Here is a 24,836-nt window from a genome sequence, read left to right as displayed (position 1 = left end):
AGCAATTCTGACTCACTCAGCACGTTGCACGGCGTACGGGACCAAGTGGTGGTAGCCGCGGACCGAGACCCGCCGGAGCCGGCGCAACCGGTAGTCGGAGTGGCCGTCCAGCGCCGCGGCCAGCTCGCGATCGGCGAGGACGCGGCCGGGTTTGCACTCCGAGGTGAGGCGGGCGGCCAGGTTGACCACCTCGCCGTACACGTCGCCGAGCCGGATCAGGATGTTGCCGTAGGCAAGACCGATGCGCAGCTCGGGCAGTTCCCCCGCAGCGGCGACGGCGTCCTGCAGCGCCAAGGCAACCGCGGCACCCTGCGCGGCGGTGTCGGTGACGAACAGCACCTCGTCACCGATCGACTTGATCACCCGCCCGCCGTTGAGCGCGACCACGTCCGCGGCCGTGCCCTCGAAACGCTCGATCAGCTGACCGAGCTCGACCTCGCTCAGCCGACGCGCCAGCCGCGTGTAGCTGACGATGTCGGCGAACCCGACCGCGCGGATCCCGCGGGCCAACTGGTCCGATCCGGCCACCGCCCGGCCCGCCGCCGCGGCCAGGTGGCGGCGCCAGACGTAGGTCTGCAGCTGCTCCATCGCCGGGAGCAGCAGCCCGGCCACCTCGATCGCCTCGTCGGCGGACAGCTTCGTGTTGCCGAGGAACTCCAGGAACATCGCGGACTGCCAGGACGCCAGCCGGGACTGGGTCTGGCCGAGCTTGCGGGCCAGCGAGGACTCCAGCTCGGGGTCGATGAAACCGTCGTCCTCGAGGGCCGCGACCAGCCGCAACGCCTCGACGTCGCCGTCGGTGAAGGCGACCTCGTCGTCCGGCACGGTCGCGAACCCGAGCGCGTGCCACATCCGCTCGGCGCGGCCGATCGAGATCCCGGCCCGCTCCGACACCTGGATCCGGGTGAACTTCCGCTCGCCGCCGAGCAGCGCCTGCTCGAAGTCCTGCTGGACGGCCGCCGGATCGACCGGCGTCGCCGGCTCAGGAACCACCGCGGCGCTCGGCGATGGTGGCGTCGATCGCATCCCGGAACGCGGGCAGCCGGTTGGTCAGGTCGTCGAACTTCTCCCGGGTGAAGTGCAGCAGCTGCAGCCGCGACCTCGCCGTCACCGTTGCCGTCCGCAACGTGTTCTTCCGGACCGCCACCTCACCGGCGATGTCACCGGGGCCGAGCTCGGCGATCTCCTCGCCCTTCACCCGGACCGCCGCCGTGCCGCTCAGGATCAGGTACGCCGCGTCCGGCGGGGTCTGCTCCAGGATCAGCGACCAGCCGGCCGGCACCGAGACCTCCTCGCCGGCCCGGAAGATGTCCCTGATGTCGCGTCCGGACAGATCCGCGAACAACGGCAGGTCCCGCGGGGATGTCCTACCCAAAGCCACGTCGATCCTCCGAGCCCGCCGGGCCACCCCGGCGATCAGCCGATGTTTCCAGTCGGTAACTCTAACGGACGGCCCCGACCAGGAGTAAGGCCGGCCGACGCCGATGGACGGCGAGATGCGGGTGGCGCTCGACCTGCGCCCGGGTCGGCACCGGCTCGTCCACCATTTCCAGGCGGAATCCCTGCTCTCGCAGCGCACGCAGCACGGTCCCGATCGTGCGGTGATACTTGATCACACCGTCCACGAACCAGGTCCGTTGCCGCGGGCCCTCGTCCGCGTAGTCGTCGACCACACAATCGGCCGCGGTCAGCGGCGCGGTCACCACCGGATGCTCGATCGAGAACACGAAGGATCCGCCCGGCGTCAGCCACTGCGCGACCCGAGCGACCAGCCCCGCGAAGTCCTCGACGTAGTGCAAGACCAGGCTGCTCACCACCAGCTCCACCGATCCTGCCGGAAGATCGAACCCAGCCAGGTCCGCCCGGACGTATCGCACCCGAGGATGCCGAGCAGCCGCCGCCAGCATCTGCTCCGACGCGTCGACCGCGATTACGTCAGCGCCACCCGAAGCCAGCCGGACGGCCAGACCGCCTTCACCACACCCGAGATCCACGACCCTCAGCCCCTCGACCGGCGGCAGAACGGCGTGTATCGCCGGGATCTCGAGCTCGTCGTTGAGCCCGAGCCCCGTGCGCCGCAACTCCCGGTAACCGCTGAGGAAGACGGGATCGTCGTACAACATCACAGCCACCGGACCAAGTCGTGGATGTCGATCATCGGCAACTCCCAGCGCAACGCGAACTGCTCGAGGTCCGTAGGCCCGGCCATCACGCCGTCCGGCCGCATAACCTCGCAGCACACGCCCACCGGCACCAGCCCGGCCGCACGACACAGCGCGACAGTCGCCTCGGTGTGCCCGAGCCGCTCGGCCAGCAACCCGGGTCGCGCCGCGAGCGGGAACACGTGACCCGGCCGCAGGAAGTCCGTCGGTACGGCGTCCGGCGCCGCCAGCCGGCGAATCGTCGCCGCCCGCTCGACCGCGGACACCCCGGTCCCCACGGCGGACGCCAGATCGATCGACACGTGCATCGCCGTACCCTGCCGATCGCCCTCGCCCGGCATTGGCGGGATCTGCAGCCGCTCCAGTACGTCGGCCGCACACGGGATCGTCGTGTGTCCACAGGCGTTCGTGAGCAGGAACGTCATCGCCTGTGGCCGGAACCGCTCACCGGCGAAGACGACATCGCCCTCGCTCTCCGCAGTCGGGTCCCAGACCACGACGCCACCACCAGCGGCGATTTGCGCGACGACCTTCTGCACGCCGATCTCTCCACTGAGCTGACCCGCCCACGGCAACTGACTGACCGCCTTCAGCAGCTCGGGTCCCTGACCGTCGCGGGCCATCCGGACGAGCAAATCGCTCTCCAGGTTGACCCGGTCGCCTTCGGCCAACGCGCCGAGCGTCGTCTTCTCGAGGGTGTTCGGCACCAGGACGACCGAGAACCGGTCCTTCAGCACCTCGGCCACGGTGATGCTCACGCCGTCGATCGCGACCGAGGTCTTCGCCACCAGCTTCGCGAGCAGGCGATCCGGCGGCTTGATCCAGACCCGGCGGCCGGCCGGTTCGGCGGCGACCCGGAGCACCTTGCCGACCCCCTCGACGTGCCCCTGCACGAGGTGCCCGTCGATCCGGTCGCCCGCGGCGATCGGGAGCTCGACGTTCATCGTCGTACCGGCTGAGACGCGGTCCAGCGTCGTACGGCGCCTGGTCTCGTCCGTCACGCTCACCCGCACCTCGCCGGCGCCCGCCGGCTCCGCGGTGAACCTGACGCCGTCGAGACAGACCGCCCCACCCGGCGCGACCGCGATCGCGGACTTCACTCGCAGGACGTCGCCGACGACCTCGACGACCGCCGCGGTGTGCTCGATTCTTCCTGTGAACATGCTTCGCTCTCCGGCTGTGAGTTCCGGTCAGGGACCACCGTGGGGTCCGAGCTAGAAGCGGGGTATCACCGCGTGGCCCCGGTCAGCGCCGGGTCACTCCGCCACCGGCGGAGCCGACGGGCCCGGGAAGCTCCCGACCGTCACACCTTGGAATCGCACCAGCAGGAAGTAAACCACACCCAGCCATTGACCCGTTGACAACGAAGGACTACGTTCGTCGGAAATCGATTTCTCACGATCGTGCTCTGCCCCGCCCGAGGAGACAACGCATGCGGAAACGATTGCTACTCGTCCTGCCCGCGCTGATCGGAGCCGCCCTGGTGCCGGCCGACCAGACCTCCGAAGCCCAGGTGTCAGCGGTGCCCTCGCCCGCCGAACGCGTCGCCAAACTGACCGGTCCCGGATCGATCAACGACACCGAGGCGCGGTTCGCCCTGAAGGCGACCGACCTCGGAATCCTCTGGGACAACGGTTCGGAGGAGATCCTGACCGCGTTCGGTGACAGCTACGGCAGCGGCTGGACCGGACCGGGCGGAGGCGCCGGCGACCCGGCCACCATCGACTGGCGCTGCAACCTGCTGTTCCGCAGCAAGGACCGCAACCTGGCCGACGGGATGTCGCTGGACTCGGCCGCCGAGGACCACCCCGGCCACGCCAAGCAGTTCCTGGACTGCAAGAAGGTCGACCGGGACGAGCACACCGTGATCCCGACCGGCGGTATCGCGGTAGGCAAGCGGCAGTACGTGCAGTACATGTCGGTCAACTACTGGGGTCCGGCCGGCAGCTGGTTCACGAACTACTCCGGCTTCGCCTACTCCGACGACAACGGCGAGACCTGGACCAAGGACCCGAACGCCCGCTGGCAGAACACCAAGGCGTGGGACAACAACTTCCAGATGGTGGCCCTGGTCCGCGACACCCCCTCGGGCTTTGTCTACATGATTGGTACGCCGAACGGCCGCTTCGGCAACGCGCACATCGCCAGGGTTCCGGAGAAGCTGGTCCTGCAGAAGAGCGCCTGGCGATACTGGGACGGCCGGACGTGGTCGCCGCAGGAGAGCGCCGCGGCGCCGATCGCGATCGGCCCGGTCAGCGAGGTCTCCGTGCAGTGGAACGCGCACCTCGGCAAGTGGCTGATGATGTACCTGGACGAGACGCGAGCATCCGTCGTACTGCGGTCGTCGACGTCGCTGACCGGTCCGTGGAGCGGCGAGAAGGTCGTTGTCAAGGGCAAGGACTTCCCCGGCCTCTACGGGACCTACATGCACCCGTGGTCGTCCGGTGAGGACCTGTACTTCACGATGTCGCAGTGGGACCCGTACAACGTGTTCCTGATGCGCACCAAGCTGACCGACGACGGTCAGGCCACCAACCTGGTGACGGATCCCGGCTTCGAGGACCAGACCGGCAGTACGCCGACGTCGCCCTGGCAGCTCAACGGTCGCGGCGGCATCGACCGGACGAACCTCGGCCACAGCGGCGCCAACAACGCCTACGTCCGTGACTCGATCGGCACTCACCAGCTGCAGCAGAACGTCGCCGTCCGGCCGCATCACCGCTACCGCCTGTCCGCCTGGATGCGGACCGCGGAGAACAACACCGAGACGATGCTCGGCGTCCGCACCCTGCGCGGCAGCACGATCGCGCAGAAGACCAGCGGGGCACACCCGGCGTACGAGAAGGTCAGCGTCGAGTTCGACTCCGGTCGTGAGTCCCTGATCCAGCTGTACGGCGGCTTCTTCGGCCGCGGCCAAGACGTCTGGCTGCAACTGGACGACGTCGTCCTGGAGGAGATCGGCTGAGGCGGCTACTGAGTCTGGGCAGCCCGTCGACGAGACCGGCGGGATGCGGTCCGGCGACGGATCGGACGGCGGGGTCCGACCAAGCGTGGCCCGGCGAGGCGATCCTCGAGTCGCCGGGCCTCGCGGCGGATCGGCTGCGCGACGTACTCGCCGAGGATCACCCCGGACGCGAGCGCGACCCCGATCGCGACCGCGGTGGCCAGGCTGACGATGCCGATCAGGTTGCCGAGCCCCATCAGCTCGTACAGGCCCTTGTAGATGGTGAGTCCCGGCAGCAGCGGAATGGTGCCGGAGACCACGACCACCAGCGGCGGCACCCCGGTACGACGCCCCAGCGAGTAGCTCCCGAGACCGACCACGAAAGCCGCAGCCGCCGTCGACCACGCCGGTCCGAACGAAGCCCGCGTCATCAGCGTGAAGACGAGTGACCCGAGCGCCCCGATGATCGCGACCGGCGGCAGCGCCCGTGGCGGCGCGTACGACGCGTAGGCGAAAGCCAGCGCCATCAACGCGCCGGATCCGACCATGATCGGCAGATTCGCCAACTGGATCGTCTGCGCCTCGATGCCGACGTGCAGCCCGAGCTTGATCCCCAACGTGAGTCCGAGGCTGACCCCGGCGATGATCCCGCCGGTCAGCAGCATCGCCTCGAGACTTCGAGCCGCCGCGGTCACGTAGTACCCGGTGATCGCGTCCTGGACGGCACCGGTGAGCGCGATCCCGGCCAGCAGCATGATGATGCCCGCGGCAACGACCAGTGACGGTTTCACCGGCGCGTGGACGGCGTACAGGATCAACGCGACCGCGGTGGCGACGAACGCGCCCGCGACCTGCTGGTAGAACGCGGGCAGCCGCTGCCTGTTGAACCAGCGGTTGTTCAGGTCGATCACGATCGCGGTCAGGACCGCGACCAGCGTGATCAACCAGCCGCCACCGAGCAGCAGCGTCGCGCCACCCGCCATCACACCCCAGGCCAATACGGCGCTCCAGCGCGGGTACGGCGGTCCCGCCGAAGTCAGCCGCGCCAGCTCACGACTCGCCTCGTCCCGGGTCACGTCGCCCCGGGCGAGTCGCCGTACCAGCCGATCGACATCGGTCAGCCGGGAGAAGTCCTGCGAGCGGTAGCGGACGAGGCGGATGTGGGTCTCCGGCGCGACGTCGGGCGCCGCCTGGTACGAGATCGCCATCGAGGTGAAGGTGATGTCGACCTCGCAGCCGCGCAGCCCGCCGGCCGCGGTGACCCCGAGGATGGTCGCGGTGGCGTCCGCCGTACCGGCGCCGCTGGACAGCAGCACCTCGCCGACCCGCAGGGCCAGGTCGAGCGTCCGGTAGACGTCCTGCTGCTCCTCGCGATCCATCAGGCGTCGAGCAGCCGGTTGGCCATCGCCAGGTCGGTGATCAGGATGTTGACCCAGCCGCCGAGCAGGGCCGCCCGGATCGCGGAGAACTTCCGGTCGCCGCCGGCCACCCCGATCCGGCGCGGCACCGCCAAAAGCTCCTTGGCGGTCACCCCGATGACTCGCTGGTCGAACGTCGAGCGCACGTGCTTTCCCTCTTCGTCGAAGAACCGGAAACAGACGTCGCCCACCGCGCCGAGCCGGCGCAGCTCGTCCTGGTCGGCCTCCGCGACCGCGTTCCCACTGCGCTGCAGCAGCGGCGAGGGCTCGAGGCTGCCGATCCCGACCAGGGCGTCGGTGAGCTGTCCCCAGGTGCCCAGAACGTCCCGAACGGACACGTCGTTCATCATCGCCCGCCGGACCGCCGGGGTCCCGACCAGGCCCGGGGCGGGCAGGTAGACCGGCATCCCACCGGTCAGCTCGGCGAACCGGGCCGTCAGCCGGGTCGCCTGCATCTGCACCGCCGCGTCACCCAGCCCGCCGACGATCTGCACCACCCGGTCCACGACCGGCACGCTCTTGCGCGGCATCCGGTCGACCGCGCTGATCAGCGTCTCGCTCCAGGACGAGATGCCGATGACGTGCCCGCCGGTGAGCGTCATGTCGATGTACGCCGCGGCGCCCGAGCCGAGCGCCGGGAGGACGTCGTCCGCCATCCCGAGGGTGTCGACGACGACCGCGTCCCGCAGTCCGTACCGGCCCTGGAGCTCGTCCTCGAGGTCACTGTGCACCCCGCTCGGCATGGTCACCACGGTGTGCACGATGCCGACCTCGACGGCTTGCTTGAGCATCCGCGAGACCCGCGCCTGGGACAGGTTGAGCTCGGCCGCGATCTTCGGCTGCCGGATGCCCTTCTCGTGGTACATCCGGGCCACCTTCGCCAGCAGCCGCAACTCGTCCAGCCCTGGCTGGCGCACCGCGCGGTTGTTCACGTCGAGACCCCCTAACAGACGACGACTATAGGTCAGCCAGGCAGATGTACACGCGGGGCTGTCCACCGGCGTCGGGGAGGACGGCCCGCGGCGAGTCGCGCTTGCCGGTGGCCACCACCGAGCCGTCGCGCGGGTCCACGATCGTGTACGGCAGCGGTACGTCGTCGTCGAACACCGGCACCGTGCCGCCGTGCTCCCGATAGATGACCAGCAGCCGCCCCGGCACGCTCAGCGCCCGGCCGGAGATCACCCGGGTCCAGTCCGGTTCCATGTCGGTCGTCGGCAGTCCACGCAGGATCTTGGTGAGCAGACCGAGGTACGACGACCCCTCGAAGCCGACCGCCTCCCGCCAGCCCGCGCCCGGCGCAGCGAAGTAGTCCGAGTGCCCCGGCTCGTCGGGATGCAGCTTCCACTGCCACAGGCTGCCGGCGCCGTAGACGACGCCCATCGTGCCGCCCGCGCACAGGTTGCTCCACGCCTCGTGCCCCTGCCACCAGCCGGTCGCCACGCCGGTCCGCCCGGTGTTCTCGTACGTCGGTTCGCCATTCGCGATCGCCTTGACGGGCTGATTGCGCCACATGTCCGCCACCCGCTCGGGCACGTGTTCACCGCTGTGGCCCGTCTGGCACCACTGGAAGTCCAGCCAGTCCGCGTCCTGGTGGGCGTCCGCATGGATGTGTGGGCGGTAGTGGATGCCCGTCGGCTGGGCGTAGCAGTCCGTCGCGTGGACCTCGGCCCCGCCGGCTGCGATCTGGGGCTCGCGACCCGAGCCGTCCCCGCCGACCAGGTAGATCGCCGGTTGAGCGCCGTACCGGGCGACCAGGTAACGGCAGTAGCGGGCGTACTCCGCCGGCGGTACGACGGTGCCGGCGACGTCGAGGCCCTTCCAGCCGAAGCCGTGGAAGACAGGCTGGAGCACCGGGACCAGCCCGTGCTCGACCAGGATCCGGAGCAGTTCGTCGAGGTACTGGAAGTACTCGACGTTCAACTGGTTCAGGTGTCCGTCGGCGAGGTCCTCGAAGCCGACCGCGAAGCCCTCGTCCTGGGTCCGGTCGCGCGGACCGACAGCACGCATGTCCGGTTGCACGGTCATCAGGAGGACGGCGTTGAACCCCTTGGCCTGCCGGTCGGCGGCGTACTCCCGGACCTGCTCGGGGGTCGCTCGCCAGGGCAGCGCCCACGCAGTGTCCCCGGCGAGGATGGCGGGCGTGCCGTCCGCGTGCACCAGACTGCGGCCGCCGGGCGACATCCGCCAGAAGCCGTGCGCGTAGAACGGGTTGTTTTGGTCAGGATCGGCCGGTTCCACGTCGAGCTCGCCGCTGTCCGAGCCACTCGTCCAGGTCCACCGGCCGGGTGACGGCGCGGCGAAGCGGACCCGCCAGATGTCACCGCCGTCCCAGAACGCAGGACGCCGCAGCCGGAGACCGCTCTCGTGCTCGAAGTCCGCCCACTCCTCGGCGGCGTACGGCTCGTCGTGAGTGCGGGTCAGCGACAGCTCGACCTCACGCCAGACTGAGATGGACATGACACTCCAAGGGTGGTTGAGACGGATAGACTGACCGGCGAACAGCAAGACCACACGTGCTCTGGGGTCGGTGAAATTCCGAGCCGGCGGTGACAGTCCGCGACCCGCAGCTCCGCAAGGAACTGCGGTTGACCCGGTGGAACTCCGGGACCGACGGTGAAAGTCCGGATGGGAAGACGCACGTGGCAGTCTTCGCGGTGCGCTGCCGTCGTCGTGGCCGGACGTGCCCGCGGAGCTTGTCGTTGCCCCGGAGTGCCAGGCCGAGAGGACAACGACCGTGCATTCCGCGACAGCACCCACGCACTTGGACACCATCCAGCGCGCGATCGACGAGATCGCCCTGGGACGGCCCGTCGTGGTCGTCGACGACGAGGACCGCGAGAACGAGGGCGACCTGACCTTCGCCGCGAGCCTGGCGACCCCCGAACTGATGGCGTTGCTGGTCCGGCACACCAGCGGTTACGTCTGCGCACCGGCCGCGCCGGAGGTCCTCGACCGGCTCGAGCTGCCGCTGATGGTGCCGGACAACCAGGACAGTCTGCTGACCGCGTACACGGTGTCGGTCGACGCGAGCAGCGGGATCGGTACCGGCATCTCGGCCGCCGACCGGGCCCGGACCGTCCGCGTGCTGGCCGACGTTGCGGCGCAGCCCACGGACCTGATCCGGCCCGGTCACATCCTCCCGCTGCGGGCAGTGGAAGGTGGTGTCCGGCAGCGGCCCGGTCACACCGAGGCCACCGTCGAGCTCGTCCGGCTGGCCGGGCTGCCGCCGGTCGGCGTGATCGGCGAACTGATGAACGACGACGGCACCCTGATGACCGGGCCCGACCTGCGTGCGTTCGCCGACACTCACGGTTTCGCGATGATCTCGATCGCCGACCTGGTCAGCTACTTGTCTTGACCAGTTGGCGGGCGGAGTCCGCGATGCCCTCCGGCGAGAGCCTGTAGCGGTCCAGCAGGTACCCGGCCGACCCCGTGGGCGCGAACTCGGGGATCCCGAGGATCGACACCCGCGCCGGATGCTGCTGTACGACGGTCTCCGCGACCGCACCGCCGAGGCCGCCACCGGACACCGCCTCTTCCGCGGTGACGATGCCGGCCGTCTCCCGCGCGGCCGCGACCACGGCCTCGACGTCGAGCGGTTTCACCGTCGGCATCGACAGCACCCGGGCCGAGATCCCTTCGGTGGCGAGCTGTTCGGCCGCGGCCAGCGCCCGCCACAGCACGGTCCCGTTGCTGATCAGCGTCACGTCGTCGCCGCCCCGGACCGTGATCGCCTTGCCCAGCCGGAACTCGTAGTCGTCGGCGTACACCTTCGGCACGCTCATCCGGCTGACCCGGATGAACACCGGCCCGTCCGAAGCCGCCGCCCAGCGCAGCGCGGCCGCGGTCTCGATCGGGTCGGCCGGGACGATCACGGTCATGTTGGAGATCGCGCGCAGCCAGGCGATGTCCTCGATCGAATGGTGTGTCGGGCCGAGTTCGCCGTACGCGACGCCCGGGCTCATCCCGCACAGCTTCACGTTCGTGTTCGAGTAGGCGACGTCGGCCTTGATCTGCTCCAGCGCGCGGCCGGTCAGAAAGCAGGACGCGGCCGAGACGAACGGGATCCGGCCGCCGTTGGCCAGGCCGGACGCGACGCCGACCATGTCCTGCTCGGCGATCCCGACGTTGATCAACCGGTCCGGGAACGCCTTGCGGAAGCTGTTCAGCTTGCTGGACCCGACCGAGTCGTTCACCACCCCGACGATCCGGTGGTCCGCGTGCGCGAGCTCGGCAAGCGTCTCGACGTACGCGTCCCGGCAGTCGTACCGCGGCTGGTCCGCGATCGAGGTGGTGTCGACAACGGTCATGCCTGCTCCTTGGCGTATCCGGGAACAACAGCTTCCAGCTCGGTCAGCGCCTGCCGGAACTCCGCCGCGTCCGGCACCCGGTGGTGCCAGGCGACGTTGTTGCTCATGAACGAGATCGGGTGCCCCTTGTGCGTGTGGGCGATCACGAAGGTCGGCTTGCCGGGCCGGAAGGGTACGGCGGACAGCACGTCGAGCAGCTCGCCGTGGTCATGGCCGTTCACCTCCACCACCGCGAACCCGAACGCCATCGCCTTCTCCGGCAGCGGATCCAGGTCGTTGGTCTCCTTGGTGGTGGCGCCCTGCTGCAGCCGGTTCCGGTCGACGATCACGGTCAGCCGGTCCAGCTGGTACTGCGAGGCCGCCATCATCGCCTCCCAGTTGCTGCCCTCCTGCAGCTCGCCGTCGCCGACCAGCACGTAGGTCCGGCGCATCGACACGTCCAGCTTGGCCGACAGCGCGTGCCCGACCGCGACCGGCAGCCCGTGGCCGAGCGGACCGGTGTTCGCCTCGACCCCGGCGACCTTGTTCCGGTTCGGGTGCCCGTTCAGGGCGGACTCGGGCTTGAGGAAGGTGGCGAGCTCGTCGACCGGCAGGAACCCGAAGGTGGCCAGCGTGGTGTACAGCGCGCCGGCGACGTGCCCCTTGCTCAGGATGAACCGGTCGCGCTCGGGATCGGCCACCGTCTCCGGCGTGATGTCGAGCACCGCGCCGTACAGGGTGGCCAGGATGTCGATGGCGGAGAAGTCGCCGCCGATGTGGCCGGCGCCGGCGTGGTGGACCAGCTTGAGGTCCTGGATCCGGATCTGCCGGGCCGCCTCGGCGATGTGCGCCACCTGCTCGGCCCGGCTGCTGTGGATCGGCAGCCTGCCCAGCACCGGCATCGTCGTGTGTTCGACCGTCAGACTCATACGATCTCCGCCATCGAGCTCAGCAGCACCTTCTGGACCAGCTTCTGGGCGGCCAGCGCGTCGTGCGACGCCTGCGCCGCGGCCAACGCCTCGTCGTCCAGTACGTCGAGCGCGTGGTGCACCGCCTTGAGGAAACGGATCGCCTGCTTGGCCGCCTCGACACTGTCCTCGCGGAACGGGAACTGGTCCAGCTGCCAGACACCCTCCCAGTTGTTCTTTCGCAGCGTGTGGAAGAACTCGAACGTCTCGACCAGGTGCACCGAGCCGACCACCATGTCGTCGTCCCAGCCACGCAGGTTGTCGTTCACGTCGATCGCGAACAGCCGGTTGTAGTCGATCGCCAGCTGGGCGGCGTCGGCCGGGGTCTCCTGGCCGTACAGCGAGTGCCCGAAGTCGAGCAGGATGCCGAGGTTGGGCAGGCCGATCTTCTCGATTCCGAGCAGCGTCCGGGCGACGTTCGGGAAGATGATCTTCACCCGCGGCTCACGGGGCTTGTACTCGATCACGAAGTTGATGTCCGGGTGCGCGGAGACGAGCTCCTTCAGGCCGTCCAGCGCCAGGTTCCAGATGTCGTGGTAGTCCACCTGGAACGGGTAGTCCCAGCCGTCCTGGCCGGGCCAGAGCTTCACGTACGAGCAGCCCAGGTCCAAGGCCTGCTCGGTGGCGTTGTGCATCAGCTCCAGCGCCTGCTTGCGGACGCCGGGGTCGGGGTTGGTGAAGGATCCCTTGACGAAGTCGCGGGTGTAGATCTCCGGCGTGATCGCGATCGCCTTGAGGTTGTTGCGCTGCAGCGCGTCCTTGACCTCGTCCAGCGTCCCGTCGTACCCGGCGAACGGCCAGTTCAGGTCGACCACGGACAGGTCGCCGACGGCGCCGGCGCGGTCGATCTGTTCGAGCAGTCCGACGGGGTCGCCGTACCCGTCGGTGGCGTAGCGGTCCTTGTAGGTCGCGAAGTGCCAGATACCCGCGCCGAAGACCGGCATGTCAGTCATTGGTGGTTACTCCTTCGTGTGGGGCGGTTTCGGTCAGCCTTTGAGAGAGCCGGCGGTGAGGCCGCCGACGATCCAGCGCTGCAGGAGGGTGTACGCGATCAGGATCGGCACCACGGCGATCAGGATGCCCGCCGCGAGACCGGTGTTGTTGTTGGCGAACTGGCCCTGGAAGTTGAGCAGTCCGACCGGGATCGTCTTGTTGGCGTCGGAGTTCAGCAGGATCAACGCGAACAGGAACTCGTTCCAGGTCGCCACCGCGTCCAGGATCGCGACCGTGACCAGGGCGGGCAGGGACAGCGGCAGGATGATCGTGAAGAACACCCGCCAGTCGCCGGCGCCGTCGACCTTGGCCGCCTCGATGATCTCGTCCGGGATCTGCCGGAAGAACGACTGCAGCACCAGCACCTCGAACGGGATGCCGAACGCCAGGTACGGCCCGATCAGCCCGAAGATGCTGTCGGTCGCACCGGCTTGGCGCATCATGATGAAGACCGGCACGATGGTGATGTAGATCGGGATGGTCAGCCCGAGGAACACCGCGAACATCACCGTGGTGCGGAATTTCATCCGCAGCTTGGCCAGCGCGAACCCGAGCATCGCCGCGAGCAGCACGCCGAGCGGCACCTTGATCAGCGCCAGCAGCGCGCTGTTGCGGTAGGTGGTGGCGAAGTTGCCGATCCCCCAGGCGTCCTTGAAGTTCGACCAGGTGAACTGGTCCGGCCAGGACAGCGGCCCGTTGCCGACGAAGTCCGCCAGCGGCCGGACCGCGGTGACCACCAGCAACGCCAGCGGCGAGATCCAGAACAGCGCCACCACCACGAGCACCAACGTGATGACCAGGCCCTTACGGCCCTTCGACTGCTGACTGACCGGCTCGGTTTCCTTCGGTACGACGGGCGCGTCCACCCGGACCGGTGCGATCGAGGTCATGGGGCCTCCCGGCCTGGACTGAGGAGCGGAGGGAGCGAAGCGACTGGAGTGACGAGGGAAGGCCGGGAGTTCCAGCCCCATGACCACGCCGGCGCCGGAGGCCCGGCCAAAAGCACAGTCATGACGCCTCCTTCGTCTGGGACCGGACGTACGGGATGCCGACGGCGATCGCCACCAGGGTGATCACCACGGCGATCGCGGTGCCGTAACCGGCCTGGTAGTACTGGAAGACGTTGGCGTACATCCACGTGCCCATCACCTGCGTCGCCGTACCGGGGCCGCCGTACGTCATCGCGTAGATCATGTCGAAGACCTTGAACGAGTCGATCAGCGACAACGCCAGCACGATGTAGTGGGCCGGCCGCAGGCTCGGCATCGTGACGTGCCAGAACTGTTGCCAACGGCTCGCGCCGTCGACCGTCGCGGCCTCGTAGAGCTCGTTCGGGATCCCTTGCAGGGCGGCCAGGTAGAGCAGCATCGGGAAGCCGGTGCGCAACCAGATGGCCGGCACCATCACCGCCCACAACGCGGTCGAGTCCTGCCCGAGCCACGGCTGCGCCAACCCGTCCAGCCCGAGCAGTCGCAGGAAGGAGTTGATCGCGCCGTACTGCGGGTTGTAGAGCCAGCCCCAGATCGAGGCGATCGAGACCAGCGGCAGCACGGCGGGCGTGTAGAAGATCAGCCGCAGGACCGGCTTGCCGTGCACCTTGCCGTTCAGCGCGATCGCCAGCGCGAGCCCGATGACGGTCGGGACCACGATCGTCACGACGGTCCAGATCACGTTGTTCCGGACCGCCGTGACCACGACTGGGTCCTTCGGCAGGTCGACGTAGTTCTGCAGCCCGACGAAGCTGTACGTCGCGCTCAGGCCGTCCCAGTCGGTCAGGCTGAACCACAGTGATGACAACGCCGGGTACACCAGGAACGCGACGTACACCACCAAGGCGGGCAGGGCGAACAACCAGGGTGACCACTTGCCACCCCGTTTGACCTTCGCGGCCTTAGCAGGCTTGGAGAGTGCGACCGTCGCCATGAGCCCTACTCAGCCCTTCGCCCAGGCGGAGACGATCTCCTGCATCTTCTTCGCCGCCGCGTCCGGCGTGACCGAGCCCTGCAACAGGTCGCTCTGCACGCTGAAGTACTGGTCGGCCTCCTTCTTCGGGAACGCCTGGTCCTGGATCGTGTAGAACGGGTTGCTCCCGTACTTCTGCGCCCACTCCGCCGACAGCGGCAGCGCCTTCGGGTCCGGCTCGGCGCCCTTGACCGTCGAGGCGCTGACCTGCATCGCCTTCTGCGTCTCGGGCTTCACGATGAAGTCGATCAGCGCCGCGGCCTTGTCGGCGTTGCCCGTCTTGGCGTTGATCATGTAGCCCTCGACGAAGCCCGAGTGCCGGGCCGGCTGCTTGTCGGTGGGCAGTTCGAAGTTGCCGAACGCGGCCGGGCTCTTCTTCGCGGTCAGGATCGCGGCCGCCTCGGTCCACGGCCCGGTGATCGTGTACGCCGTCTTGCCCTGGACGTACGCCGGTTCGATGTCGGCCGGGTCGAGACCGAGCGCGCCCTGCGGCATCCACTTCTTGTCCTGCCACTTCTTGAACAGCGTGAACGCCTCGACCACCTCGGCCCGGTCCCAGCTCTCGGCACCGGTCAGCAGCTTGTCGTGCAGCTCCGGTCCGGCGGTGTGCTCGAGCAGGTACTCGAACAGCCGCATGATGTGCCAGCCGTACTTGCCCCCGGTCCCGAGCGGAGTCACCCCGACCGCGACCAGCTTGTCGTTGATCGCCTCGAGCTCGGCGTACGTCGTCGGCGGGGCGCTCACCCCGGCCTTCGCGAACAGGGACTTGTTGTACCAGGCGCCGATCCCGAGGGACACGAACGGCACCCCGGTCTTCACGCCGTCGAACGTCATCCCGCCGATCGCCGAGGTGTTGATCTTCGAGTCCCAGCCGTACTTGGAGTAGTACGGCGCCAGGTCGAGCGCCTGCTTGGCCTTCGCGAACGGCGCCCCGATCTGGCCGCCCCAGATCCGCCACACATCCGGGCCCTTCCCGCCGAGCAGCTCGGTGCGCAGCTTGTCCGGGTACACGGCCGCGCCCGATCCGGGCAGGCTGTCGACGGTCGTCGTCGTACCGTTCTGTTCGTCGAACTTCTTGACCTGGGCCTTCAGCAGGCCGATCGTCTCGTCACCCTCGTAGGTGAACAGGCGCAGGTTGTTCGAGGCCGCGCCGGTGGCGCCACCGCTCCCGCTGGTCGACGCACCACCCCCGGTGCAGGCGGACAGACCGACGCCGGCTGCGGCGGCGGACGTGAGACCCAGGAATCCACGGCGGGTGAAGGTGTTGCCTGTCATGACTTGCTCCTTTGGCGGGCAAAGCGGCGGATCTTGGCGAACATGTCCTCCAGCAGGAACCGGACGTCGACCTGCTCGCAGACACTGATGGGGTTGTCGGTCCCGGGCAGGTACCAGCCGTCGACGCCGAACCGCGGCGCCGGCCGGACCCGCATGTCCCCGCTGCGGGGGTACAGCATCAGGGCGATCGCGGGTGAGTCACCGAGGGACCGGGACTCGATCGGCTCGCCGTGGTAGGTGGCGTTCCACTCGTGCAACTGCTCGATCAGGTACTTGCCGAGCGGCCCGGCGTCGCCGATCTTCTCGTCGAGCTCCGCGTAGCTCACCGAGACCTTGGTGTACACGTCGCTGGGCACCTGCCAGACCGTCATCCCGGAGCCGAACACCACGTTCGCGGCGTGGATGTCGTTGGACAGGTTGAACTCGATCCCCGGGTACGACGTGTAGCCGTGGTAGCCGCGGCCGCCGATCCAGATCACGATCACGTCCCGGTGCACGATCTCCGGGTCCAGCAGGATCGCGGAGGCCATGTCGGTCAGCGGGCCGAGGAACGACACGAACAGCGGGTCGTCCTTCGAGGCCAGCTTCGACTCCTCGATGATCAACTGCGCGCCGGGCGAGTCCAGTGGGGTCTGCTCGTCCGGAATCCCGGTCGGCGCCCCGTCCGCGACCGGGACCTGGCCGGTCAGGTCCATCAGGTCCAGCAGCAGGTCGATCTCCTCGCGCGACTCCGCCATGCTCCGGTCCGACCGCCGGGTGCCGAAGTGCGCGGCGATCAGCCCGCGGATGTCGAAGGTGGGCGACAATAGCCCGTGCACGATCGCGAACTGGTCGTCCGCCTCGTTCTTGGCGTCCGTGTTGATGATCACCCGGCGTCTACTCGGCTTCGCCACCTGTGCTGACCTCCTCGACTCGTCACTTTGAATAGATATTCAGTAGTGCATAACCTGTCGACCTGAGTTTCACCACGGCGCTAGAGTCCCGTCAAGACCTCGGTTGAAAGTTGTCCGATCGAAAGGGCGCTCGACGTGGGTGGATCTGCTGTGCTTGCGGTCGACCAGGGCACGACCAACTCGAAAGCGGTGCTCGTCGGCGCTGACGGATCTGTGCTGGCGACCGGGTCCGCGCCGGTCGGCCTGTCGACGCCGCAGCCGGGCTGGGCGGAGCAGGACGCCGAGGGGCTGTGGCAGAGCGTGCTCGCGGCGATCTCGGCGTGTTTGGCGTCGGCCGGCGCGGTTGAGGTGGTCGGGATCGCCTTGTCCACGCAGCGTGAGTCGGTCGTCGGGTGGAATGACACAGGCGAGGCGGTCGGGCCCGTCATCGGTTGGCAGGACGTCAGGACGACATCCTGGTGCGCCGCGCTGCCAACTGAGCTCGATGACCTGGTCCGCGAGCGCACCGGTCTGCGGGTGGACGCGATGTTCTCCGCCCCCAAGCTGCACTGGCTGCTCGAGAACGCGAAACCCGATCGCGTCGGCACCGTCGACTCCTGGCTGGTCCATCGCCTGACTGGTTGCCAAGAGCATCTAACAGAGGCCGGCAACGCGTCCCGCACCTTGCTGTACGACGTTCTCGACCTCGACTGGTCCACGTCGTTGCTCGAGGCCTTCGGCGTACCGCGGTCGGTCCTGCCGGAGGTGCGGCCGTCGAACGGCGGATTCGGCCACACCAAAGGCGTTCCGGGACTCGCCGACGGGATCCCGATCGTCGCCGTACTGGCCGACTCGCACGCCGCGATGTACGGGCAGGGATGCACGCAGCCCGGGATGATCAAGGCGACCTACGGGACCGGGTCGTCGGTGATGACGCCGGTCGACGCGTTCGTCGCCGACGGTTGCACGCTCGCGTGGCTGACGGATCAGCCGCTCTACGCGCTCGAAGGGAACATCGTGTCGTCCGGCGCGGCGCTCGCGTGGACGGCCGGCATGCTCGGCGTGCCCGACGTCGGTGCACTCGTAGAGCTCGCGGACACCGTGCCGGATGCGGGCGGCGTCGTACTCGTGCCGGCGTTCGCTGGGCTCGGGGCGCCGCACTGGGATCGCAACGCCCGTGCCGCGCTGACCGGGATGAGCAGTTCGACCACCCGAGCCCACATCGCGCGGGCGTCCGTGGACGCGGTCGCGCACCAGATCTGCGACATCGTCGACACTATCCCGGGCACTCCCGGGCGGCTCCGCGCCGACGGCGGCGCGACCGTCTCCGGGCTGTTGATGCAGACCCAGGCCGACCTGCTCGGCCACCCGGTCGAGGCGTCCGACGTCGCCGAGGTCAGCGCCCTCGGCGCCGCCGAACTGGCCTGGACCACGCTCGGCGAGACCACCGGCTGGGCTGACAGCCGCTCCGCCCGCACCTTCGAGCCGGCGATCGACGCCGCCTCCCGAGCGAACCGCCGTACCCACTGGTCCGCCGCCGTCGCCGCGACCCGCACCACCTGACCCCCCTCCGGTGGGTCAGCCAACCAGCGTGTGGGTTCCCCTACCGGAATCCGGTGGGCCAACCCTCATCCCGGTGGGTCAGCCAACCAGAGGGTGACAGTGAGCGGGTGACCGGATGCGGTCGGAGATCGCTTTCCGTTACAGGTTGACTCGTCGTGACAGCCCACCTAAGGTTGCGGTCACAAGGCCTGGAAAGCCCTTTCCAAGGCTCGTGGCGAGGGAGGCTTCGGCATGTGCGAGTTCGAGCCGGGTGCTGCGGTGGCACTCCCCGGCGGGATCGGCATCTCGCGGCTGTCCGTGTACGACATCGAGGCCCCGGACGGCCTGGTCGGTGGCACGCCCCACGTCCACCTGGCCTGCTCCGAGGGGTACTACGTGATCGCCGGCGCCGGCGCGGTCCAGACGCTGACCCCGAAGGGCTTCGCCGAGACCCCGCTCCAGGCCGGCACCGTGGTCTGGTTCGACCCCGGCACCATCCACCGGCTGGTGAACGGCGGCGAGCTGCAGATCCTCACGCTGATGTCGAACTCCGGTCTCCCCGAGGCCGGCGACGCCGTACTCACGCTACCGCCCGAGCACCTGACCGACCGCGAGACGTACCTGAAGGCGACTGCCCTCACCGGCGAGGGTGAGGCGCGGACCCCGTCCGCGATGGCCCGCCGCGACCTCGCGCTCGAGGGTTTCGCCGTACTGCGCGAGTCGGTCGAGGCGGACGGCCCGACGGCGCTCGACGACTTCTACGCGGCCGCGGTCCGGATCGTCCAGCCGCAGCTCGCCGACTGGCGACGCCGCTGGGAGCAGGGCGCCCGCCGGCTCGCCGACGAGACCGGCGCCGCGCTGGACGCCCTCGAGGCCGGTACCGCGCCGCACCTGCAGACCGCAGAGCTCCATGACCTTCCCGCCCCCACCGAGTTCGGCCGGCACGGCATGTGCGGTCGCCTCGACATTTACGACATCACTTCGTGAGAGGCAAGACTGTGAACGAGAGACGCATCGGCATCGTGATGAACGGAGTCACCGGCCGGATGGGCCTGCGCCAGCACCTCGAGCGCTCCATCGTGGCGATCCGTGCGCAGGGCGGCATCCCGGCCGCCGACGGCACCATGATCATCCCCGAGCCGATCCTGGTCGGCCGCAACGAGCTCAAGCTGCGCCGGATCGCGGAGAAGTACGAGCTGACCCGCTGGACCACCGACCTGGCCGAGGCGCTGGCCGAGCCGGACGTGGAGATCTACTTCGACTCCCAGCTCACCCAACTGCGCGAGAAGGGTGTCCGCGCGGCGGTCGAGGCCGGCAAGGCGATCTACTGCGAGAAGCCGATCGCCGAGGGCCTGGAGGCCGCCGTCGACCTGGCCCGGCTGGTCCGCGACTCGGGCCTGAAGAACGGCGTGGTCCAGGACAAGCTCTCGCTGCCCGGCCTGCGGAAGCTGAAGCGGCTGGTGGACGGCGGGTTCTTCGGCCAGATCCTCTCGGTCCGCGGCGAGTTCGGCTACTGGGTGTTCGAGGGTGACTGGCAGGAGGCGCAGCGGCCGTCCTGGAACTACAAGTCCGAAGAGGGCGGCGGCATCATCGTCGACATGTTCTGCCACTGGCGGTACGTGCTCGACCAGATCTTCGGCCCGGTCAAGTCGGTCTACTGCCAGGGCGCGACCCACATCCCGACCCGGTACGACGAGCAGGGCCAGGAGTACACCGCCACCGCGGACGACGCGGCGTACGGCGTCTTCGAGCTGGAGGGCGGCATCGTCGCCCAGATGAACTCGTCCTGGGTGACCCGGGTGTTCCGCGACGAGCTGGTCGAGTTCCAGGTGGACGGGACCGAGGGCAGCGCGGTCGCGGGCCTGCGCCGGTGCCGGGCGCAGCACCGGTCGGTGACGCCGAAGCCGGTCTGGAACCCGGACCTGCCGGCCACCGAGAAGTTCCGTGACCAGTGGGCCGAGGTGCCGGACAACGAGGAGTTCGACAACGGCTTCAAGGTGCAGTGGGAGATGTTCCTGCGGCACGTGGTCGACGACGCGCCGTTCACCTGGGACTTCGTCGAGGGCGCCAAGGGTGTGCAGCTCGCCGAGCTCGGCCTGCAGTCGTGGCGCGAGGGCCGCAAGCTCGAGGTGCCGCCGCTCGACCTCGAGGGCAAGCCGTGACGCTCTCGCTCACGCTCCCTCTGGACGGCGGTCTGTCGTCCTACCAGCTGGTGGGCGAACCCGTTGCCCAAGGCACCTACGAGCCGGCGCGGTCGCGGCTGGCGTTCGCCGCCGCCCACGTCGTCGCGGATCCGTTGGGTGACAACTCGCCGGGACAGCCCGCCGTGGTCGACTGGGAGCACACGCTGGGGTTCCGCCGGCACCTCTGGTCGCTCGGATTGTCGGTCGCCGAGGCGATGGACACCGCGCAACGCGGGATGGGTCTGGACTGGGCCGCGACGCAGGAGCTGATCCGGCGGTCCGCCGCGGAGGCTCCGAACGGCCGGATCGCGGTCGGGGTCGGCACGGATCAACTTGCTGCGGGCAACCACCCGCTGGAGACCGTGATCGGCGCCTACGAGGAGCAGTTGGCGGTCGCCGAGGAGGTCGGCGCGCAGCCGATCCTGATGGCCAGCCGGGCGCTGTGCGCGGCGGCGAGCTCGCCGGACGACTACCGGAAGGTGTACGACCGACTGCTGAGCCAGTCGTCGCGACCGGTGATCCTGCACTGGCTGGGTGCGATGTTCGACCCGGCGCTCGACGGCTACTGGGGCAGCGACTCGCTGGACACCGCCGCCGACGTGGTGATCGAGCTGATCGGCGACAACACCGCGAAGGTCGACGGCATCAAGGTCTCGCTGCTCGAGGCTTCCCGTGAAGTTGCCCTGCGCAACCGGCTGCCCGAGGGCGTGCGCCTCTACACCGGCGACGACTTCAACTACCCCGCGCTGATCAAAGGCGATGACGATGCCTACAGCGACGCCCTGCTGGGGATCTTCGCAGCCATCGCCCCGGCGGCCGCGGCCGCGTTGAAGGCGCTGGACGACGGGGACCTGCAGCGGTACGACGAGGTGTTCGAGCCGACCGTCGCGCTGTCCCGGCAGATCTTCTCGGCGCCGACGTACTACTACAAGACTGGAATCGCCTTCCTGGCCTGGCTGAACGGCCACCAGCCCGGGTTCACGATGGTCGGTGGCCTGCAGACCGGGCGGTCGTTGCCGCACCTTGCGGACACGTTCCGGCTCGCTGACAAAGCCGGCGTACTGACGAATCCCGAGCTGGCCGTTTCACGGTTCCGGCAGCTGCTGCGTGTGGGTGGTGTGGACGCGTGAACCGCTACAGCCTGAACCAGGCGACGACGAAGTACTGGCCGCTCGAGGACGTCGTCGCGGCCAGCGCCACGGCCGGGCTGTCCTGGATCGGCCTGTGGCGTGAGCCGATCCAGGAGTACGGCGTCGATCAGGCCGCCAAGCTGGTCGCGGACGCCGGCCTGAAAGTGTCGTCGCTGTGCCGGAGCGGGTTCTTCACCTCGACGGACCCGGTCGACCGGAAGGCGAAGATCGAGGACAACCGCCGCGCGATCGACGAGGCGGCGACGATCGGGACCTCCGTACTCGTGCTCGTCAGCGGCGGCCTGCCGCCGGGGTCACGGGACATCGACGGGGCCCGCGCGATGGTCCGGGACGGGCTGGCCGAGCTGGCGCCGTACGCCGAGGAACGCGGCGTGAAGCTCGCGGTCGAGGCGTTGCACCCGATGTTCTGCTCGGACCGGTGTGTGGTGTCGTCGCTGTCCGGAGCTCTCGACCTGGCCGAGCAGTTCCCGGCGTCCCAGGTCGGGGTGATCGTGGACGCCTACCACCTGTGGTGGGACGCGGACCTCTACCGGCAGATCGAGCGGGCCGGCGAGCGGATTCTGTCCTACCAGGTGAGCGACTGGGTCGTCCCGCTGCCGGAGGACACCTTGCTCGGCCGCGGCATGATGGGCGACGGCTCGATCGAGCTGCGCCGCCTCCGCGAGGCCTGTGACGCGGCCGGGTACGACGGGCCGATCGAGGTCGAGATCTTCAACCAGAAGCTGTGGGACGCGCCCGGTCAGGAGGTTTTCGACCTGGCGCTGGAGCGGTATCAGGAGCACGTCATCTAGCGACCGAGGAGCTGCCTGTATGACTATCCCCGCCGACGGCATCGGGATGCACCTGTACACGATGCGGGATGTGCTGGCCGAGGACTACCCGGGAACACTGAAGCGGCTGGCCGGTATCGGGTATCGCACGGTGGGCGTGAGCGGCCGGTTCGGTCACTCACCGGACAAGATCCGGTCCTTCGCGGACGAGGCCGGGCTGTCGATCGTGCTGGAGCACGTGAAGTACGACCGGATGTCCGACGACTGGGCCGGCGCGCTGGCCGACGCCAAGACGCTGGGTGCGCAGTGGGTCGTCGTACCGTCGATTCCCTCCGAGCAGCACTCGGTGGAGGGGTTCCGGACGGCGGCCGCCGCGTTCACCGAGGCGGGGAAGGCGGCTCGGGACGCCGGGCTGAAGCTGCTCTTCCACAACCACGGCCGGGACTTCGACGAGGTCGACGGGCAGGTACTGTTCGACATCCTGCTCGAGGTCGACCCCGAGCTGCTCGGCTTCGAGCTCGACCTGTACTGGGTGGTCAACGGCGGCAAGGACCCGATCCACTATTTCCGGAACCACCCGGGCCGTTATCCGGCGCTGCACGTGAAGGACATGGCCGAGGACGGCTCCTGGGAGGACGTCGGCGCCGGCAAGCTCGACTTCGCCGCGATGTTCGCGTACGCCGCCGAGGGTGGGGTCGAGCAGTGGCTGGTCGAGCACGACAAGCCGGCCGACGCCTGGCAGTCCGCCGAACGCAGCTACCGCGGATTGTCCGATCTCCGGTTCTGAGCCAAACGCTTAACCGGATCAGCCGTGGTTACAACTGCTCACGTCCGGTGAGATCGGCCTAAGCTCGTCGCGTGCAGAACGAACCGACTGTTCGGCTGACGGCCGTTCGGCGCCTGTACGAGGTGAGCGCCCGGATGGGTGCGGGGCGCAGCCTGGCCGAAACCCTGCAGGCGGTCGTCGACGGCGTCGTGACCGGACTCGGGTTCGGGATCGCGGTACTGAACCTGCGGCAGCCGGACGGGAAGTTCGAGGTGATCGCGGTCGCCGGGTCGCCGGAGGCCCGCGAGGCGCTGCTCGGGACGATCAGCTCGGCGGACATCTTCGACGCCGAGTTCGCGATCGCGGACGAGTGGGGGCGGCTGCGGTTCGTGCCGCACGAGCGATTGCCGGAGGGCGAGGTGATCGGCTGGGTGCCCGACGTACCGGTGTCCGACGACCCGGCCGCCTGGCATCCACTGGACGCGCTGTTCGCGCCGTTGTACTCGCCGGTCGGCGAGCTGGTCGGGATGCTGGCGGTCGACCTGCCGGAGGACCATCGCCGGCCCGGGCCGATCCACCGGGAGCTGCTGGAGATCTTCGCCACCCAGGCCGGGCTGGCCATCGACAAGGCCCGGCTGACCGATCAGCTGCTGGCCGAGAAGGCCCGGCTGGAGGCCAGCGAGACCACGTTCCGGATGGTGTTCGAAGGCGCCGGCAACGGGATGGCGACGGTCGCGCTGGACGGGCCCGAGGCCGGCCGGATCCTGCGCGTGAACGACGCCTTCAGCCGGATCACCGGGTACGCCGCCGACCAACTCGTCGGCGCCCGGTTGCTCGAGTTCCTGCGCGACGAGGACCCGTCGCTGTCCCGGGAGGAGCTCGAGAAGGTCGCGGCCGGCAATGGCACGTACCGGTTCGAGCGGATCTTCTCGCCGCCCGCCGGCAACGACATCTGGCTCGGCGGTACGGCGGCCATCGTCGGCGCCGAGGGGCAGCCGCGGATCCTGCTGGTCCAGGTCGACGACGTGACCGCCCGCAAGGACGCCGAACGCGAGCTCCGCCACCACGCCGCGCACGACCCGCTCACCGGCCTGCCGAACCGTCGCCTGCTGCAGCACCGGTTCGCCGCCGCGCTGGAGCGGACCCGCGCCAGCGGCCGTCGCGGCGCCCTGCTGTTCTGCGACCTGAACCACTTCAAGCAGGTCAACGACAGCTACGGTCACGAGGCCGGCGATCGGGCGCTGCGCGAGATCGCCGCCCGGCTGGCCAACGAGGTCCGGCACGGTGACACCGTCGCCCGGCTCGGCGGCGACGAGTTCGCCATCCTGGCCGAGGACATCGCCGACGACGACCTGGCCGCGCTGATCAGTCGCCTCGAGACCGCCGTCAGTCGCCCGCTCCCCAACATCACCGTCGAGGTCACCACCAGCATCGGCACCGCCCCGATCACCCCCGAGACCACCGACCTGGACACCCTGCTGCACATCGCCGACCAGGCCATGTACCTCACCAAGCAGCAACGCAAGCGGGAACGCTGACGG

Annotated in this window: 23 protein-coding genes and 1 riboswitch; of the genes, 9 read left to right on the top strand and 14 right to left on the bottom strand. The window is 69.1% G+C overall.

All coding sequences use genetic code 11. The annotated features are described in order from the left end of the window. Window positions 1–12: 12 nt before the first annotated feature. The 4 genes from ACIBL3_RS04955 to ACIBL3_RS04940 form a co-directional block, all read right to left on the bottom strand. Entirely contained in the window at window positions 13–993 is a 981-nt protein-coding gene (locus ACIBL3_RS04955; RefSeq protein ID WP_396351847.1) for an adenylate/guanylate cyclase domain-containing protein, read from the bottom strand. Continuing rightward, window positions 983–1,381, bottom strand: coding sequence for a cyclic nucleotide-binding domain-containing protein (locus tag ACIBL3_RS04950; RefSeq protein WP_396351846.1), 399 nt, complete (start codon window positions 1,379–1,381; stop codon window positions 983–985). The genes ACIBL3_RS04955 and ACIBL3_RS04950 overlap by 11 nt, the downstream gene beginning before the upstream one ends. A 61-nt stretch (window positions 1,382–1,442) precedes the next feature. Beyond that, window positions 1,443–2,123 carry a class I SAM-dependent methyltransferase gene (locus ACIBL3_RS04945; protein ID WP_396352304.1) on the bottom strand — a complete coding sequence of 227 codons (681 nt, stop codon included), beginning with the start codon at window positions 2,121–2,123 and terminating at the stop codon, window positions 1,443–1,445. Then, on the bottom strand, window positions 2,123–3,325 hold the full coding sequence (locus tag ACIBL3_RS04940; RefSeq protein WP_396351845.1) for a 3,4-dihydroxy-2-butanone-4-phosphate synthase: 1,203 nt from the start codon (window positions 3,323–3,325) through the stop codon (window positions 2,123–2,125). Before ACIBL3_RS04940 ends, ACIBL3_RS04945 begins: the two co-directional genes overlap by 1 nt. 269 nt (window positions 3,326–3,594) lie before the next feature. On the opposite strand from ACIBL3_RS04940, the gene ACIBL3_RS04935 reads away from it, so the two are divergent. Next, window positions 3,595–5,127: a DUF4185 domain-containing protein gene (locus ACIBL3_RS04935; RefSeq protein ID WP_396351844.1), complete on the top strand. Its 1,533-nt coding sequence runs from the start codon at window positions 3,595–3,597 to the stop codon at window positions 5,125–5,127. 5 nt (window positions 5,128–5,132) lie between these two features. Here ACIBL3_RS04935 and ACIBL3_RS04930 read toward each other — a convergent pair whose 3' ends face one another. Genes ACIBL3_RS04930 through ACIBL3_RS04920 form a run of 3 tightly spaced genes read right to left on the bottom strand, consistent with a single transcriptional unit; the run spans window position 5,133 to window position 8,981 of the window. Continuing rightward, entirely contained in the window at window positions 5,133–6,485 is a 1,353-nt protein-coding gene (locus ACIBL3_RS04930; RefSeq protein WP_396351843.1) for a threonine/serine exporter ThrE family protein, read from the bottom strand. Further along, window positions 6,485–7,456 carry a sugar-binding transcriptional regulator gene (locus tag ACIBL3_RS04925; RefSeq protein ID WP_396351842.1) on the bottom strand — a complete coding sequence of 324 codons (972 nt, stop codon included), beginning with the start codon at window positions 7,454–7,456 and terminating at the stop codon, window positions 6,485–6,487. Before ACIBL3_RS04925 ends, ACIBL3_RS04930 begins: the two co-directional genes overlap by 1 nt. A gap of 25 nt (window positions 7,457–7,481) precedes the next feature. Next, window positions 7,482–8,981 carry a DUF4038 domain-containing protein gene (locus ACIBL3_RS04920; RefSeq protein WP_396351841.1) on the bottom strand — a complete coding sequence of 500 codons (1,500 nt, stop codon included), beginning with the start codon at window positions 8,979–8,981 and terminating at the stop codon, window positions 7,482–7,484. Between the two features lie 52 nt (window positions 8,982–9,033). Then, window positions 9,034–9,167, top strand: a riboswitch (FMN riboswitch). A 91-nt stretch (window positions 9,168–9,258) separates the two neighbouring features. On the opposite strand from ACIBL3_RS04920, the gene ribB reads away from it, so the two are divergent. Continuing rightward, entirely contained in the window at window positions 9,259–9,882 is a 624-nt protein-coding gene (gene ribB / locus ACIBL3_RS04915) for a 3,4-dihydroxy-2-butanone-4-phosphate synthase (RefSeq protein WP_396351840.1), read from the top strand. Here the strand turns inward: ribB and ACIBL3_RS04910 are convergent. The 7 genes from ACIBL3_RS04910 to ACIBL3_RS04880 all read right to left on the bottom strand — a co-directional run bounded on the left by ACIBL3_RS04910 (window position 9,866) and on the right by ACIBL3_RS04880 (window position 16,904). Continuing rightward, the gene (locus tag ACIBL3_RS04910) at window positions 9,866–10,834 is read right to left on the bottom strand and encodes a transketolase family protein (protein WP_396351839.1); all 969 of its coding nucleotides are present in this window, start codon (window positions 10,832–10,834) and stop codon (window positions 9,866–9,868) included. The genes ribB and ACIBL3_RS04910 overlap by 17 nt on opposite strands. Next, window positions 10,831–11,742 carry a transketolase gene (locus ACIBL3_RS04905; RefSeq protein WP_396351838.1) on the bottom strand — a complete coding sequence of 304 codons (912 nt, stop codon included), beginning with the start codon at window positions 11,740–11,742 and terminating at the stop codon, window positions 10,831–10,833. Before ACIBL3_RS04905 ends, ACIBL3_RS04910 begins: the two co-directional genes overlap by 4 nt. Further along, window positions 11,739–12,734 (bottom strand): sugar phosphate isomerase/epimerase family protein, encoded by a 996-nt coding sequence (locus tag ACIBL3_RS04900; RefSeq protein WP_396351837.1) that lies wholly within the window; start codon window positions 12,732–12,734, stop codon window positions 11,739–11,741. Before ACIBL3_RS04900 ends, ACIBL3_RS04905 begins: the two co-directional genes overlap by 4 nt. Window positions 12,735–12,767: 33 nt before the next feature. Continuing rightward, entirely contained in the window at window positions 12,768–13,664 is an 897-nt protein-coding gene (locus tag ACIBL3_RS04895) for a carbohydrate ABC transporter permease (protein ID WP_396351836.1), read from the bottom strand. Window positions 13,665–13,782: 118 nt separating this feature from the next. After that, the gene (locus tag ACIBL3_RS04890; protein ID WP_396351835.1) at window positions 13,783–14,697 is read right to left on the bottom strand and encodes a carbohydrate ABC transporter permease; all 915 of its coding nucleotides are present in this window, start codon (window positions 14,695–14,697) and stop codon (window positions 13,783–13,785) included. A 9-nt stretch (window positions 14,698–14,706) separates the two neighbouring features. Beyond that, complete coding sequence (locus ACIBL3_RS04885) at window positions 14,707–16,011, bottom strand: ABC transporter substrate-binding protein (protein WP_396351834.1); 1,305 nt, start codon at window positions 16,009–16,011, stop codon at window positions 14,707–14,709. Continuing rightward, a complete protein-coding gene (locus tag ACIBL3_RS04880; protein ID WP_396351833.1) occupies window positions 16,008–16,904 on the bottom strand; it encodes a nucleoside hydrolase in 897 nt (298 codons plus the stop codon). Before ACIBL3_RS04880 ends, ACIBL3_RS04885 begins: the two co-directional genes overlap by 4 nt. Window positions 16,905–17,039: 135 nt before the next feature. Here ACIBL3_RS04880 and ACIBL3_RS04875 point away from each other — a divergent pair, with 135 nt between their 5' ends. From ACIBL3_RS04875 to ACIBL3_RS04845, 7 genes are all read left to right on the top strand, one after another. Beyond that, window positions 17,040–18,446: an FGGY family carbohydrate kinase gene (locus tag ACIBL3_RS04875; RefSeq protein WP_396351832.1), complete on the top strand. Its 1,407-nt coding sequence runs from the start codon at window positions 17,040–17,042 to the stop codon at window positions 18,444–18,446. Window positions 18,447–18,677: 231 nt separating this feature from the next. Next, entirely contained in the window at window positions 18,678–19,412 is a 735-nt protein-coding gene (locus tag ACIBL3_RS04870; RefSeq protein ID WP_396351831.1) for a cupin domain-containing protein, read from the top strand. An 11-nt stretch (window positions 19,413–19,423) separates the two neighbouring features. Next, a complete protein-coding gene (locus tag ACIBL3_RS04865; RefSeq protein WP_396351830.1) occupies window positions 19,424–20,587 on the top strand; it encodes a Gfo/Idh/MocA family protein in 1,164 nt (387 codons plus the stop codon). After that, window positions 20,584–21,738, top strand: coding sequence for a dihydrodipicolinate synthase family protein (locus ACIBL3_RS04860; protein WP_396351829.1), 1,155 nt, complete (start codon window positions 20,584–20,586; stop codon window positions 21,736–21,738). The genes ACIBL3_RS04865 and ACIBL3_RS04860 overlap by 4 nt, the downstream gene beginning before the upstream one ends. Then, entirely contained in the window at window positions 21,735–22,550 is an 816-nt protein-coding gene (locus ACIBL3_RS04855; protein ID WP_396351828.1) for a sugar phosphate isomerase/epimerase family protein, read from the top strand. The genes ACIBL3_RS04860 and ACIBL3_RS04855 overlap by 4 nt, the downstream gene beginning before the upstream one ends. 19 nt (window positions 22,551–22,569) lie before the next feature. After that, complete coding sequence (locus tag ACIBL3_RS04850) at window positions 22,570–23,316, top strand: sugar phosphate isomerase/epimerase family protein (protein ID WP_396351827.1); 747 nt, start codon at window positions 22,570–22,572, stop codon at window positions 23,314–23,316. Window positions 23,317–23,387: 71 nt separating this feature from the next. After that, window positions 23,388–24,833, top strand: coding sequence for a diguanylate cyclase domain-containing protein (locus ACIBL3_RS04845; protein ID WP_396351826.1), 1,446 nt, complete (start codon window positions 23,388–23,390; stop codon window positions 24,831–24,833). Window positions 24,834–24,836: the final 3 nt, after the last annotated feature.

The organism is Kribbella sp. NPDC050124 (assembly GCF_044460355.1).
GTDB lineage: Bacteria > Actinomycetota > Actinomycetes > Propionibacteriales > Kribbellaceae > Kribbella.
Note: the sequence above shows the minus strand (reverse complement) of the source record. Positions and strands in the feature narration are given on the sequence as shown.